We start from the raw sequence: 14,966 nt of genomic DNA, 5'->3' as shown, positions 1-14,966 counted from the left end.
AAGATGATTGAGAGAAGCGTAAAAGGAAATTAAGCATTTTCACGCAAAGAATACGTAAGGGGGCGAAGAAACCAAAGTATTTTTTCTGTCACGCAAAGCGCACCAGGAAAGCAAAGGCACAAAAGATGTTTTTTTGTGCTACCTTTGTGTCTTCGCAAGGATGTCAACCGTTCCTTCGCGATTTATGGGGTGCCTTACTTTTCAGGCTGAGATCACACCCACAGAACCTGGACCAGGTAATGCTGGTTAGGAAATTGAAAAACAGAAAACAGACATACTAGAAATGAAACAGCTGATGTTGCTGGTGCTGCTCTCTATGGCAGGCACTTTACACGCACAATCCCTGGTTACTGGTACCGTTACCAGCAAAACCAACGGTAAGCCGCTGGAAGGCGTTACCATATCTGTGAATCAAACCGGCGCCTTAACAGACCGGCAGGGACACTTCTCTATTCATCTCCCTAAAAAAGGAAATTATACGCTACAGGCCAGCTATATAGGCTATAAATCGTACACCACAACGGTCCAGTCCACCAACAGCACACAGGTGACAGACATCGTGCTCGAAGAAACCGGTCTGCTCGTGAAACCAGTGGAGATCAGCAGTCTCCGCGCCGGTAAAAACGCGCCGTTCGTCAACAGTACGCTCACCGCCGCCGACATCAAAAAAGGCAATCTCGGCCAGGACCTGCCACAGCTGCTCGATCAGCAGCCCGGCGTTGTCACTAACTCAGACGCCGGTGCCGGTATCGGCTATACAGGCATGCGCGTACGCGGCTCCGATATCACCCGCATCAATGTTACGGTCAACGGTATTCCCATCAACGACGCGGAATCACAAGGCACCTTCTTCGTGAACATGCCCGACTTCGCCTCTTCCGTCAGCAGCATCGAACTGCAACGTGGCGTAGGCACGTCCACCAACGGCGCAGCCGCTTTCGGCGCCACGCTCAACCTCAGCACCAACGAATACCGCGAAAAAGCCTACGGTGAAATCAGCAGCAGCTTCGGCTCGTTCAACAGCTGGAAAAACACGGTCAAAGCAGGTTCCGGCCTCATCAACGACCACTTCACCATCGACGCACGCCTCTCTAAAATCAGCTCCGACGGATATATAGACCGCGCTACCTCCGATCTGCGCTCCTTCTATACCTCCGCGGCCTACATCTCTAAAAAAACAGCTGTACGCCTCAACATCTTCTCCGGTAAAGAAAAAACATACCAGGCCTGGAACGGCGTGCCGGAAGCACTGCTGGGCATCGACAGGACTTATAACTCCGCCGGCACAAAGAAGCCCGGCACCCCATACGACAACGAAACTGATAACTACCAACAGGACCACTACCAGCTGTTCCTCAACCAGGAAATCAATTCCAGCCTTAATTTCAACGTAGCCCTCCACCTCACCCGCGGCCGCGGCTACTATGAAAACTATAAAGCCAATAAAGCCCTCGCGGATTATGGTCTGCCTCCGTACGAACACAACGGCGCTATCTTAGATACCACCGACCTCGTGCAACAACTATGGCTCGACAACTACTTCTACGGCAGCGTATTCTCCATAAACCGCACCGGCAACAAATTCAACTGGAGCCTCGGCGGCGGCTGGAACCGCTACACCGGCGACCACTACGGCAAAGTGATCTGGGCGAAAGCCGGTATCGATAAAGACCACGAATACTATCGCTACCCCGCCGACAAAAACGATTTCAACATCTACTGGAAAGGAGAATACAAAATCACCGAAGCGCTGCGTGCATTCGCCGAGCTGCAATACCGCAACATCGCCTATAACATGGACGGCTTCGAAGCCGCCCCTACCTACATGCCACATGTGAAGTACAACTTCTTCAACCCCAAAGTGGGCATATCTTATTATCTCACGCCGCTCAGTCGCGTGTTCGCCTCCATCGCCATCGCGCACAAAGAGCCTAACCGCGTGGACTTCGAATCCAACTACGGCGTAGCCCAGCCCAAACCGGAAATACTCCGCGACGTGGAAGCCGGCTACTCCTGGAGCAACAATACCGTGTCCCTCCAGGCCAACGTGTACTACATGAACTACAAAAACCAGCTGGTGCAAACCGGTATGCTCACCGATGTAGGCGCTTACGTACGCACCAACATCCCTAAAAGCTATCGTGCAGGCGTAGAGGTGAGTGGCAACGTAAAACTGAACGACATCTTCACTGTTGGCGCCAACGCCGCCTTCAGCCAGAATAAAGTACTGGACTACAACGCCGTCTCCTACGATAGCAACTACGTAGCCCATACCCAAACCTACAACAAAACGGATATCTCCTTCTCCCCTTCTTTCGTAGGCGGCTATACGCTGACAGCCCGTCCGCTGAAAGGACTGACGGTCGACCTCATTGGCAAGTATGTGAGCCGTCAGTATATGGACAACACCTCCAGCAAAGTGGCCAGTCTGAACCCATACTATGTGAACAACCTGCGGTTTAACTACGTAGTGCCGCAGCCGTTATTCCGGGAGTTAGGCGTACAGCTGCTGCTGAACAACATCTTTGACGCGAAGTACGAACCGAACGGAAGTACCTATAGCAGCTACGATCTGAAGCAGAACAAAGTGGTGTATGATAATTACTATTATCCTATGGCAGGGTTTAACTTCTTTGTGGGGGTGAATGTAGGGTTTTAACCGGAAGTCTTTATAAAGATAAAAAGCCAGCTTGTAAAACAAGCTGGCTTTTTATTTCCCCATGATGAGTGAAGTATTATTTACTGATAAATTAAACGATCCCTACTTACTTTGAATTTTTGATGATGCATGACATGGTAATTTCCAATGAAAGTGTCAGTTAATACCGTTAGTTGTATCTTTCCTGCCCCCTCTTTAACCATCATCCACTTTGATGACATACCATTTTCAAAAAGAATTTTCACTTTATTTATCCTTTCAAATGACCCGTTGCAATCTCCTATCATCGGCAGACACTTTATTGAGTCACTATTAATTAATACAAACGCGTCTGTCAGCAACTCATTCTTTATATTTTTCACAATAGCCACATTAAAACTATCAGCAAACGTGCCACTCTGGTCATAGCTTATTTTAGCAGGAATATTATCCATCTGAAGCGTACTTTCCAATGTTAATACATCTTTGTAGATACTCCATTTACCTTCACTAACTTTATAGAGCCCGGCAGTATTTAAACTGTAGAAATAACTGCTGTCTTTTTTAAGTATCAGCCAAATAACACCATGACTATCTGTTGCAGAGTAGCCGAATTTAAGTACCACACCATTTCGCTTATCATCCGCGGTAGGGACCACCTTATTCAACATTTGACTACTTCCCCGTATTGATAATGACATTACAATTACGGCTAACACAAGTATTTTCATGTTATACAAACTTTTTAAGTTCTAGATTTCTCCCGTATCCATTGAGGTTTCTTTGACATCCAATTATACAGGAAGGTATGTTTTATAAGGTATTATTTCAGAATCTCTTCTATTGTCTTCTTCATTCTATACGTCCTACCCTCGTTATCTAATAGCCCATGGCCATTACCGCTGATATTGATTACTTTATTATTGCTATATTTTATAAGCAGGATATGTGTTGGATAAAAAATCAGGGCTTCTTGCCTGCAATTATTCAGCTCGCTGATTATGCTCTTAATAGCCCCTTCATCCGAAATATGGTGCTGTTTAACACAACTGCTATCTGCTGTATCGTTATTCGTAATGAACATATCGCTGACATTCTCACTACTAATAATTTCGGTATTATACTTGCAGCTGCTTACAAAGAAGCATATTATCAATAAAGAAACTATCTTATACATAGGTATTAATCAGGCTTAACACGATCAAAATGATACTTAAATGCAACTGTATGCATAGATGAAAAATAATCGTCCAACAGTCTAATCCACCCCTGAGGCTCCTTTGAAAGATCAACGCTGTAAGACGGCGGAGCCAGCGCATTAATGGCGATTTCATGCTGAAGTGGCAACGCATAAGGGTTTACCAGGGTTAAATGTTCTACCGTGGTCAACTTCTTCTTCACACAACGTTTTGTATTGAACACTTCCACCACCGTTTTTCTGACATCATTTTTTTCTGCCACGTTGAACAGTACGATATTATCAGCATTCACAAAATAACACTGACTACCCGAACTCCCGAAGGTTTTAAATTTATTCAATACGCAGGACCGTTGTTTGTCGGGATATATAATCAAATGTCTCCCTGTTGTTTTACCCGCCAGACTGACAACAAGCTGTGTACCATCGTAGTTAACCGATATATTGTCTATGTCTTCTTCTGAGGCCAATGCAAGCTCATATATACACGTCGCTTTCTGTTCTTTGAAAGAATATCTATATAATTTATTATCCCGATAAAAAACGATAAAAAACTGTTCCCACGATTCAATGTGAAGTGGACAACTACCATAACACACGCTTCCCATCAAATCCCAATCCTTCTTCGCAATGGAATCCAGCACCTTGTATTCTCCTGTATTGATATTATAAGAGCGGTAAATCGCCCGCATCTCTTTTTCTTCCTGAAGAATGAGAACAGAATCCTTTATCCAGCTTACTGGCTCAAACAAACTATCTAATTCGCACAAAACTTTCTTTTGAAGAGAATTCATCAATACCTTCTTCCCTTCTTGAGAATTAATCACGATAAATTTTCCACTGGCAGATACAGAAAGAACCCAATCTGCTTTGGCGGTAGTACCAACCAAACCGGAGAGGGCTATAATTATTAATATTCTAAGCATATTCCAATTTTCATGTAGGGATTTTATTATCAGAGGTCACTTATGGCCCTCGTCACCCGCAGGATCATCGCAGACTACATCCAGCGAGACATCAACAGTTTAAAGGTAGCATCAGGATTTAATACGTCGTCCAGCGTAAGCCAGATCGCATACTCCCTCCCTTGTCTATCTTTCAGCCGCTCCCACTTTCCTTTCCGATAAGTGACAGCCATTATTTTATAGCACACTCCTCTTTCACAGGAATGTCGATCGAATTTCTTATTATGTCTGCTCAGCATTTCCGCATCTTCATTAAAAAACAAACTCTCTATGTCCAGAAAATCCAGGTATCCATCATGATTAAAATCTCCGTAGTTAAGCCCGGCAACATCGTCTACGTTGACAAAGGTATAAATGCTGGTATCCGACTTATACATACCTATAACGGGATAGGAATTTGTTCTACAGGCAACGCCATTACAATCATCAGGAGGGCCGGCGCTCAGTGCAACAAATGAAGACTGACCATATACCATCTTTCCTGCTTTCACATAGCGAAACTCCTGCCAGTGAGCGAAAGTATCTGTTGCAAAGAGTTTGGTCCCCAGCATCAGTAAGCTGTACCGTGGCCACCAAAAAGGATTTTCTTTAGTTGCCACGTGTTGATAATATTGCCGTACCAATCCCAAATCGCGGATCCGGTCCCATCTTCCGCCTCCCGGCAGCGGATATATCTTTTCCTTCCTGGCTATCCCCGGTGTTTTTTTAATCACCACTCCCGGCTGTTGGCAAAGGCTATCCAGAAAACGGCTAAACGTCCTGCGATGGGGCGGATCCGGGCGATTAAAGCCGGTGGCCAAAATCCATAATAAACAAATCGTAAGTATTTTCATAACCAGGGAACAATTATCTTTCACCATTCTGTGTTAACGTACCAGTTGCCTTTTATTTTCTTATAATCGCTTCTGTTGTATTCAGGGATGTTCATCACGTTGGAAACTCTTATCAGGTCGGGATGTTCGTGCTTCATCCAAACACGTACGTTGCCTACACTATCCACATCCAGTGCGGATATATGGTACTGCATAAATTTCAATGCCAGTTGCTGTTTCAGGATGCTATCCGGATTACGGGCGTCATCCATCATATGAGTGCTGGTGCCTACAATTTTCCCCAAGGTACTATTAACCCTCACCACATATGGCCCATCCTCCCGTTCATCAAAGACAAACAATATCGATGTGTGTTTATCAGGGTCATAGTCTCTGTTCAGGATATATATATTTTTGAATGGAGAAAAATCCTCGTCTGCATACTTTTCCAGGAAAGTGCTACGGGCATAACGGTAACAGCCGGACACAAGTATCAAGAGTGAAAATATGCCTACTAAACAAACAATTTTCATAGGGGGAAATATTTATTGCTACAAAACACCTACTCTTATACAATCTACTCCATAACTACTATTTTTAAGAAGTGGGTCCACTTTGTCCAGATCAGCCAATCTATCATATTCCTTCAGAAAACCTGCTACCTCTTCCACATTATCCAACAGCCCAAAACTGTTCAGGTCCACCATCTCCAATAGACTCATCTGCCTGTTCTCGAAAATAGCATGCCTTATTAAAGACCATCCTCCAAGAAGGACAACATCATACCCTAACCATCTTATGGTCTGCTGTGTCACCATTCCTGGCCCCTTGATCTGATTTAGTTTATCTGACGCAATCACCAACACTTCATTCTTAAGCGCCACTTCATCGTTCAGCGACAATAACGCTATCGCTTCATCATATTTTTTCAGGACTTTTATACCAGTTAAATCCTGTTCCGAAGCTTTAGGATCGGCATATATACTCAAAAGGTTTTCAGGAATTTCGGCATCGACCCAGCTTAATCTGTCGATACCATGATAATATTTATCTTCTATCCGGAGCAATGAGTTTCTCCCGATCATAACATCGCTACCATCATACATTGGCTTTCTTGCAATAACATAACCGGTAATCATGTATATAAGGCGTTTCGTCTATCATAAACGGGCAGTATCCTTCTCTTGTAACACATATCCTTCAACTTCCTTCGCCAAAACAAAATTCTGGTCATCTTCCGAAATCACCTCCGCTTCTTCAGATGGGTCTAAACACAGGTAAAAGTAATCCTTATGCCTGAAGAACGTATATCTCTCCACATAATAAAAATAGTTCTTCTTACCATGGTAAAAAGAAAACTCCTCAATTTCTTTAAAAGAAATCCGGATCAGGTGATGTTTATCGGCATAAAGCAATTTAAAATACAGATCAATAGCCACTTCCGATTCAGTACAGTTATGGATGTCTATTTTATACATTTCTGCACTAAGCAGATTGACCTTTTCTGAAAAATAATTCATCAGGACTTCGTTCCGGCCTATTAGTTTTTCATAATATTCACCCCGATAAATGGAGACCTGAATGCTGATACCTAACTCCGCTGCCAAACCGATTAGCTCAACCGGCAGGAATATTTGCTGCGAAATCCGTGCTTCTGAGGATTCAATCCCAAAGTCCAGACTGACCTGATCGATTCCTTTGGTTTCTTTGATCAGGGAAAGCTGTTGACGGTGCGTTTGAAAATATGCAACAGTATCCTGTACCTGCGTATTGAAATCGCTAAAGTCTGCCTTACTCGTTTCGATAGTCAGAAAGGAATACGATAGTTTTTCTCCATCCGGTCTTAACGGAGAGCGAGGCTCCCCCTTAGTTCCGGTTTTTACAACCTGCAACGCTGTCGAACTTAAAAAGGAAGAGATTTCGAAGTCCTTTCCTGCTATAGTTAAATTACAAGACATACAACAAAATTATCAGGGAAAACACAGAAGACTGAGGCTATGCTTGAAAATAATAAGTCTTCACCAGCCTCATTACACCGTTCCTCTCCACAAACCTTATTACCCATCCAGAAAGCAAGTATCGTTGGGTAGTGATATTTTCTTTTGGCGTCCCTGTGTCAGCAACGAGGTTTAATTTATCCGTGAAAACGAGGTCTTCTCCAAATATAATGGGCAATTCCCTATCATCAGCAATTTTGACAAATCTATTCGAATTCTGAACAATCCATGTATGTGAACTCGACGTACAGGACGCGCAATATTTGGTGAGCATAATTTCTGTGGTATCGCCCGTGTTGAACCACTGGACATATGGCTTTATCGTATCATTCAGTGGCAGCTTACTAATACATTTATTAATTTCAGCAAGGACCTCCTTGTCAAATCTGTAGTAAATTGGCTTTACCTGCGCATTTAGACCAATGCAGCCAAACAACAGGATAATGGTAGGATATATTAAGCGCATCCCGGTTTTCGATCTGTTGATTATTTTCAAAACATCTCTCGTTATGTCCATAATACTACATTTAGTTGATTGCTCCCTTGCCGATAATTGAGCAGCAGGACCTTCATATCCTAAAATACTTCTCCAGCACGGCTGTATCAACACCACCGATCTCCAACCGGATCGGCTCTTCCGGCAACTCCGGCACATCTTCAAAAGTATACCCTCCTACCGGCTGCAGTTGATACCCATCCTGCAGCTGCACCCGAAAATCAATGCCTATCCACTCAGCGATGTCTCTCTGGCGATCATTATTGAACCGATGTACCAGTGGCTGTATTTCGGCAAAGTAGTTTTCGTTGGGGGTAAACAGGCCATATAACCCACCCATAGACACGTCTCCCGGCAACAATTCAGCCGTACCGATCAACAGGTCGCCTACAAAAACATTGGCTGATATAAAGGTATAGCTATCCATATTCACTAAAAATAAAAAACCCTCTCCGCATATCACGAAGAGGGCCGTTATTTTCCTATCAAGATAATTTAACTCGCCAGCAACTGCGCGATTGCCTTGTCCACGGCTTCAAAAGGAAACCCTTTGATCACGTTGTCCATCTGCGCGGCGATCTCCGCTGTGCACAGGTTACCGATGCTGCCGGCATGGGTATGTTTCACTTCTTTGGAAGGAGCAAAGGTACCGTGCTCGATGTCCATCCCTACTTGTTTGTACGCTTCGCGGAACGGCGTGCCTTGCAGCACCAGGTTATTCACCACTTCCACGCTGAACAGGTATTGGTACTTGTCGTCATCGAGGATGTTCTCTTTGATGCGGATATTCTCCAGCATCAGGCGACTCATATCAATACAGTCACGCAGTGTCTGGAAGGCGGGGAACAGGTTCTCTTTCAGCAGCTGCAGATCGCGGTGGTAACCGGAAGGCAGGTTGGTGATCATCATGGCGATTTCGTTGGGCAATGCCTGCAACTTATTGCCATGAGAGCGGATCAGTTCCCATACGTCCGGGTTCTTTTTATGCGGCATGATACTGGAACCGGTGGTCAGTTCATCCGGAAAACTGATAAAGCCGAAATTCTGGTTCATGAACAAACACGCGTCCATGGCCATTTTGGCGATGGTAGCGGCGATACCGGAAAGCGCAAAGGCTACGATCTTTTCGGTTTTACCACGGCCCATCTGGGCGTATACCACGTTATAATTGAGCGCGTCGAAGCCGAGCAAACGGGTGGTCATCTCACGGTCAAGGGGGAACGAAGAACCGTAACCGGCAGCGGAGCCGAGCGGGTTTTTATTCACCACTTTGTAGGCGCCCTGCAGCATGGTGAGGTCGTCGACCAGGCTCTCTGCATATGCGCCAAACCACAGCCCGAAAGAGGAAGGCATAGCGATCTGCAGGTGGGTATAGCCAGGAATGAGATGATCTTTATATTGCTCGCTTTTCTGTTGCAGCAGGTCGAACAACGCTTTTACGGAAGACACCAGGGTCTCCAACTCATGGCGGAGGAACAACTTCAGGTCCACCAGCACCTGGTCATTACGGGAACGGCCGCTGTGTATCTTCTTGCCTACTTCGCCGAGGCGACGGGTCAGCAATAATTCTACTTGTGAGTGAATATCTTCCACGCCATCTTCCAGCACAAAGTTACCCTCCTGGATAGCCTGATAGATCTTCTTCAGCTCCTGCTTCAGGATGGTCAGCTCACCGGCTTCCAGCAGCCCGATGCTTTGCAGCATGGTGATGTGTGCCATAGAGCCCAGCACATCGAACGGCGCCAGGAAAGCATCCATTTCACGGTCTTTGCCGACGGTGAATTTCTCTACGGCATCCAGTGATGCCTTGTCTTTTTGCCACAGTTTCATAAAAAATATTTTATAGCAAACACTAAAAGCTTAGCGCGCTTTGCTCTCATAAAAATCTTTGCGTGCGCGGGGATTACTGGATCATTTCAAGCGTACGGATATAACTATCGATACCAGCCCTGATTTCTTCCAGGTAGATGAATTCATCTGCCGTATGGGAACGGGCAGAATCACCAGGCCCCATCTTCACGGAGGTCGCTGGTATCAGCGCCTGATCTGACGTGGTGGGTGAGCCATACCATGTTTTTCCCAGCGTGATGCCTGCCTGTACAAACGGATGCTCCATCGGGATGAAGGAAGGCCGCATCCGCATGGAACGGGGCTTCACTTCACATTGCACATTCGCCCGGATGATCTCCAGCAGTTCTTCCAGCGTGTACTGGTCGGTGGCCCGTACGTCCACCACGAAGCTGCAATCTGCCGGCACCACGTTGTGCGCCTTGTTGGAGGTGTTGATAACGGTCACGCTCATTTTCACCGGCCCTAATGTATCGGATACTTTCGGGTAACGGAAATCACGGAACCAGGTAATATCCGGTAACGCTTTGTATAAGGCGTTTTCGCCTTCTTCGCGGGCAGCATGACCAGCCTTGCCATAAGCCGTGCAATCCAGCACCATCAGCCCTTTTTCAGCGATGGCCAGCTGCGTCAGCGTAGGCTCTCCTACTACTGCAAAATCGATGGCAGGCAGTTTGTCGAGGATGCTCTCAATACCGTTAGCGCCGCTGATCTCTTCTTCTGCGGTAGCCGCCAGTACGAAGTTGTAGCCCAGGTCGGTGCGGTGATAGAAATGCAGAAAGGTGGCGATGAGGCTAACGAGGCAGCCGCCGGCATCGTTACTGCCCAGACCAAACAGTTTACCATCTTCCTCGTCCGGACTGAAAGGGTCGCGGGTATACTGCGGATTAGGCTTCACCGTATCATGATGGGAATTGAGCAGGATATTGCGTTTGACAGGGTCAAAATGTTTATTGACAGCCCACACATTGTTGAGGTGCCTTTCGTGTGGTATGTCCATAGCGGTCAGGAAGTCACTGATCACCTGGGCGGTACCATCTTCCTCCCGGCTTAAAGAAGGCGTGGCTATGAGCTGTTTTAACAGCGCCACAGCCACGTCATATAATTTTTCGTTCCACATAGACTAGCATATTAAAGTGCCCGCCACCTGGTCGGTGGTGTTGCTCAGCACATCGTCGGCGTGTCCTATCAGCACTTCCTTCACACCGTTATCGATGGCAGAGAAGGCGTTCTGTAACTTAGGCAGGATGCCGTCTGTCAATACCTTTTCGTCGAGCAGCTGCTGGTAGATTTCTTTGTTGATCAGGTTGATGACTGCATTGTCGTCCTGCGGATCACGCAGCACGCCTTTTTTCTCGAAGCAGTAGATCAGCCTTACCTGGTAGCTGGCAGACAAAGCAATGGCCAGCGAAGCGGCGATAGTGTCTGCATTGGTGTTCAGCATCTGTCCATTACCATCGTGGGTAAGCGGTGCAAACACCGGGGTGAGGCCAGCTTCCAGCAATGCTTTGAGCGCCGTTGCCTGTACCATCTCCGGTTTTACGTCGCCTACAAAACCGTAGTCGATTTCTTTCACCGGTCTTTTGGTAGCAGGAATGATATTGGCATCCGCGCCGGTAAGCCCGATGGCGTTACATTGCGCAGCCTGCAGTTTGGCTACCAGCTGTTTGTTCACCAGCCCGCCATATACCATGGTCACCACGTCGATAGTGGCGGCATCGGTAATGCGGCGGCCATCGACGTATTTGGATTCGATGCCCAGCTGGTCACCGATACGGGTAGCGATTTTACCACCACCGTGTATCAGTATTTTTTTACCGGGTATCGTTGCAAACTTCTCTAAGAAAGCCTGCAACAATACCGGGTTATCGATAACGTTTCCGCCTACTTTGATAATAAACAGATCAATCATGATTATCCTTTCAATATTTCGCTTAATACCGCCTGTGCAGCCCATACCCGGTTGCCCGCTTCCGGGATCACGATGGATTGAGGCCCGTCCAGTACTTCATCTGCAATCACCACATTTCTTCTCACCGGCAGACAGTGCATTACTTTGGCGGTATTGGTATGTTTGAGTTTATCATTGGTCACCATCCAGCTGGGGTCTGTGCAGGTGATCTTACCGTAATCCCTATACGAAGACCAGTTTTTCACATACACAAAGTCAGCGCCTTCCAGTGCTTTGTCCTGATTGTATTCTATGCGGGCGTTGCCGGAGAATTTTTCGTCCAGTTCATACCCTTCGGGATGAGCGATCACAAAATCCACTTCTCCCCAGGCATTCATCCACTGTGCGAAAGAGTTGGGAACAGCCTGTGGCAGCGATTTTACGTGCGGCGCCCAGGTCATCACCACTTTCGGTTTGCGGGGCTGCTGCCAGTTTTCTTTGATGGTGATCACATCGGTCAGGCTCTGCAAAGGATGCAGGGTAGCGCTTTCCAGGCTCACCACCGGAACACCGGCATATTTAATGAACTGGTTGATATATTTCTCGGTATAATCTTCCTCTTTGTTTTTCAACCCCGGAAAGGTGCGGATAGCCAGTATGTCGAAGTATTGCCCCATCACGGCGGCAGCTTCTTTTACGTGTTCGGTGGTATTACCATTCATCACTACACCATCATTCATCTCCAGCGCCCAGCCCTCTTTGTCGATGTTGAACACCACGGCTTCCATACCCAGATTTTTAGCGGCTACCTGTGTACTTAAGCGTGTTCGCAAACTGGGATTCAGGAAAATCATTCCCAAAGTCTTATTTTTTCCCAATTCCTTATCGATGAAAGGATCTTTCTTGTAGTTCATGGCAATGTCCACCAACCGCGGGACACTGGGCACATCTGCTGTTGAAATAAACTGCTTCATTATTGCTATTTGACTTCTTTTCTAAACGCTTCCAAAAACTGATCTGCATGGGCTTTGGTCAATGCCAGGGAAGGCAGCAGCCGTATTACATTAGGCTTGGCTTCTCCGGTAAAGATCTTATGAACACCCAGCAGGTTCTTTCTTACATGGGCCAGTTCTTCCGGCATCTCGATACCGATCATCAGGCCACGACCCCTTACTTCTTTTACCTGGGAGAACTTCCGCAGCTCTTCCATCAGGTATGCCCCTATGCTGGCGGCGTTGTCGATCAGCTTTTCGCTTTCGATCACTTCCAGTACGGCGAGGGCTGCTGCACAGGCCAGGTGGTTACCACCAAAAGTGGTGCCCAGCATACCATGTACTGCTTTAAATTTGGGGGAGATGATAATGCCACCTATCGGGAAACCATTACCCATGCCTTTTGCCATGGAGTAGATGTCGGCGTCCACACCGGCAAAATCGTGAGAGAAGAATTTACCGCTTCTGCCGTAACCACATTGTACGGAGTCGGCGATAAATACGGCATTGTGCGCGTCGCACAGGCTCCGGATCTTCCGCAGGAAAGACTCGCTGGCTACGTTGATGCCACCCACGCCCTGAATACCTTCAATGATAACAGAAGATACTTCATGTTGTTTGAAAGCGGCTTCCAGCGCGGCTTCGTCTTCCCATGGCAGAAACACGATGTTCTCGGTTTCGTTCACTGGCGCTACGATCTTCGGATTATCGGTGGCCGCTACAGCGAGGGAAGTCCTTCCGTGGAAGGCCTTGCGGAAAGCGATCACTTTCTTTTTGCCATTGTAGAAAGAAGCCAGTTTCAGCGCGTTCTCATTAGCTTCGGCGCCGGAGTTGCACAGAAACAGCTGATAGTCTGTTTTGCCGGAAACCTTGCCCAGCAAAGCGGCCAGCTCTTCCTGCAGCGGCATCTTCACGGAATTGGAGTAGAAGCCTACTTTATGCAGCTGGTCGGTCAGTCTTTTTACGTAGTGCGGATGAGTATGTCCAACAGAAATAACGGCATGACCACCGTACAGGTCCAGGTATTCGGTGCCTTTATCGTCCCATACGTTGGAACCGGCAGCTTTATCTATAACGATGTCGTTTACTGGATAAACGTCGAAAAGTTTCATGATGTCAGGTAAAATTGAAAATGATAAAAACGGTTAGAACACGATGGACTTCAGTTTCAGTCCGGCCGTTTCATCCAGCCCGCACATAAGGTTCATGTTCTGTACAGCCTGACCGGAAGCGCCTTTTACCAGGTTATCTTCGATAGCGTGGATGATGAGTTTGTCGCCCACTTTCTCCAATTGCAGCAATACCTTGTTGGTATTTACTACCTGCTTCAGGTCGATCTGTTTTTCGCTCACATGCGTAAAAGGATGACCGGCATAGTAGTTTTTGTACAGCTGCACTGCTTCTTCCAGGGTCACGTCACTCTGCAGGTAAGAGGTTACCCAGATACCTCTGGGGAAATCACCGCGTACCGGCACAAAGTTGACCGCTTCTTCGAAGCCGGGTTGCAACTGTACCAGGCTTCGTCGTATTTCTTTCAGGTGCTGATGGCTCAGCACTTTGTAAGTGGAGATATTGTTAGCCCTCCAGGTAAAGTGGGAAGTAGCCTGCAGGCTCTGTCCGGCGCCGGTAGACCCGGTGATGCCGGTGGTATGTACTTCTTTCAGCAGACCGGCTTTGGCCAGCGGCAGAATGCCCAGCTGGATAGCGGTGGCAAAACAGCCGGGATTGGCCACATTGCTGGCCTGCTGGATCTGTTCCCGCTGCAGCTCCGGCAGCCCGTACACAAATTCCCGTCCTTTAACGCTTTCGCCTAAACGAAAGTCCTGGCTCAGGTCTATTATTTTTACATGGGGAGCAACATCCGTTGCTTCCAGGAATTTTTTGGATTCTCCGTGTCCAAGACACAGGAACATCACGTCAATATCGTTGCTCAGCTCGGCGGTGAAAGACCGTTCTGTTTCGCCCAGCAAGTCGGCATGTACCGCGTACAACGGATTACCTGCATTACTACGGCTATGCACAAACGAAATGGATACGTCCGGATGGTTCAGTAACAACCGGATCATTTCTCCGCCTGTATACCCTGCCCCACCAACAATGCCTGCCCTTACCCTTTTATCATTTGCCAT

16 protein-coding genes are annotated in these 14,966 nt (G+C 47.0%); 2 read left to right on the top strand and 14 right to left on the bottom strand.

The genetic code is table 11. The features are described 5' to 3' along the window. Positions 1-283: 283 nt before the first annotated feature. Positions 284-2,659: a TonB-dependent receptor gene (locus tag ICL55_RS26555; RefSeq protein WP_188103288.1), complete on the top strand. Its 2,376-nt coding sequence runs from the start codon at positions 284-286 to the stop codon at positions 2,657-2,659. 80 nt (positions 2,660-2,739) lie between these two features. Here ICL55_RS26555 and ICL55_RS26550 read toward each other — a convergent pair whose 3' ends face one another. Beyond that, the gene (locus tag ICL55_RS26550; RefSeq protein WP_188103285.1) at positions 2,740-3,369 is read right to left on the bottom strand and encodes a type 2 periplasmic-binding domain-containing protein; all 630 of its coding nucleotides are present in this window, start codon (positions 3,367-3,369) and stop codon (positions 2,740-2,742) included. 158 nt (positions 3,370-3,527) lie between these two features. On the opposite strand from ICL55_RS26550, the gene ICL55_RS26545 reads away from it, so the two are divergent. Next, on the top strand, positions 3,528-3,797 hold the full coding sequence (locus tag ICL55_RS26545; RefSeq protein WP_188103283.1) for a hypothetical protein: 270 nt from the start codon (positions 3,528-3,530) through the stop codon (positions 3,795-3,797). A 23-nt stretch (positions 3,798-3,820) separates the two neighbouring features. On the opposite strand, the gene ICL55_RS26540 is transcribed toward ICL55_RS26545, so the two are convergent. From ICL55_RS26540 to argC, 13 genes are all read right to left on the bottom strand, one after another. Next, positions 3,821-4,762: a hypothetical protein gene (locus ICL55_RS26540; RefSeq protein ID WP_188103281.1), complete on the bottom strand. Its 942-nt coding sequence runs from the start codon at positions 4,760-4,762 to the stop codon at positions 3,821-3,823. A 74-nt stretch (positions 4,763-4,836) separates the two neighbouring features. Next, the gene (locus ICL55_RS26535; RefSeq protein WP_188103279.1) at positions 4,837-5,634 is read right to left on the bottom strand and encodes a hypothetical protein; all 798 of its coding nucleotides are present in this window, start codon (positions 5,632-5,634) and stop codon (positions 4,837-4,839) included. 20 nt (positions 5,635-5,654) lie between these two features. After that, positions 5,655-6,146: a hypothetical protein gene (locus tag ICL55_RS26530; protein WP_188103277.1), complete on the bottom strand. Its 492-nt coding sequence runs from the start codon at positions 6,144-6,146 to the stop codon at positions 5,655-5,657. Between the two features lie 18 nt (positions 6,147-6,164). Next, the gene (locus ICL55_RS26525; protein WP_188103275.1) at positions 6,165-6,752 is read right to left on the bottom strand and encodes a hypothetical protein; all 588 of its coding nucleotides are present in this window, start codon (positions 6,750-6,752) and stop codon (positions 6,165-6,167) included. 21 nt (positions 6,753-6,773) lie between these two features. Next, positions 6,774-7,571 (bottom strand): hypothetical protein, encoded by a 798-nt coding sequence (locus ICL55_RS26520; protein WP_188103273.1) that lies wholly within the window; start codon positions 7,569-7,571, stop codon positions 6,774-6,776. A 37-nt stretch (positions 7,572-7,608) separates the two neighbouring features. Then, complete coding sequence (locus ICL55_RS35125; protein WP_223151616.1) at positions 7,609-8,127, bottom strand: hypothetical protein; 519 nt, start codon at positions 8,125-8,127, stop codon at positions 7,609-7,611. Between the two features lie 52 nt (positions 8,128-8,179). Beyond that, the gene (locus ICL55_RS26515; protein ID WP_188103271.1) at positions 8,180-8,533 is read right to left on the bottom strand and encodes a hypothetical protein; all 354 of its coding nucleotides are present in this window, start codon (positions 8,531-8,533) and stop codon (positions 8,180-8,182) included. 68 nt (positions 8,534-8,601) lie between these two features. Further along, entirely contained in the window at positions 8,602-9,936 is a 1,335-nt protein-coding gene (gene argH, locus ICL55_RS26510; RefSeq protein WP_188103269.1) for an argininosuccinate lyase, read from the bottom strand. A 73-nt stretch (positions 9,937-10,009) separates the two neighbouring features. After that, a complete protein-coding gene (locus ICL55_RS26505) occupies positions 10,010-11,074 on the bottom strand; it encodes a M20 family metallo-hydrolase (protein WP_188103266.1) in 1,065 nt (354 codons plus the stop codon). Positions 11,075-11,077: 3 nt separating this feature from the next. After that, positions 11,078-11,866 carry an acetylglutamate kinase gene (argB, locus tag ICL55_RS26500; protein WP_188103264.1) on the bottom strand — a complete coding sequence of 263 codons (789 nt, stop codon included), beginning with the start codon at positions 11,864-11,866 and terminating at the stop codon, positions 11,078-11,080. A gap of 2 nt (positions 11,867-11,868) precedes the next feature. Beyond that, positions 11,869-12,819, bottom strand: coding sequence for an N-acetylornithine carbamoyltransferase (locus ICL55_RS26495; RefSeq protein ID WP_188103261.1), 951 nt, complete (start codon positions 12,817-12,819; stop codon positions 11,869-11,871). 5 nt (positions 12,820-12,824) lie between these two features. Further along, positions 12,825-13,949: an aspartate aminotransferase family protein gene (locus tag ICL55_RS26490; RefSeq protein ID WP_188103259.1), complete on the bottom strand. Its 1,125-nt coding sequence runs from the start codon at positions 13,947-13,949 to the stop codon at positions 12,825-12,827. 33 nt (positions 13,950-13,982) lie between these two features. Next, positions 13,983-14,966, bottom strand: a complete 984-nt coding sequence (gene argC, locus ICL55_RS26485) for an N-acetyl-gamma-glutamyl-phosphate reductase (protein WP_188103257.1) — start codon at positions 14,964-14,966, stop codon at positions 13,983-13,985.

It is taken from the genome of Chitinophaga varians (assembly GCF_014529945.1).
Lineage (GTDB): Bacteria > Bacteroidota > Bacteroidia > Chitinophagales > Chitinophagaceae > Chitinophaga > Chitinophaga varians.
This window is presented reverse-complemented; position numbering and strand designations above follow the sequence as displayed.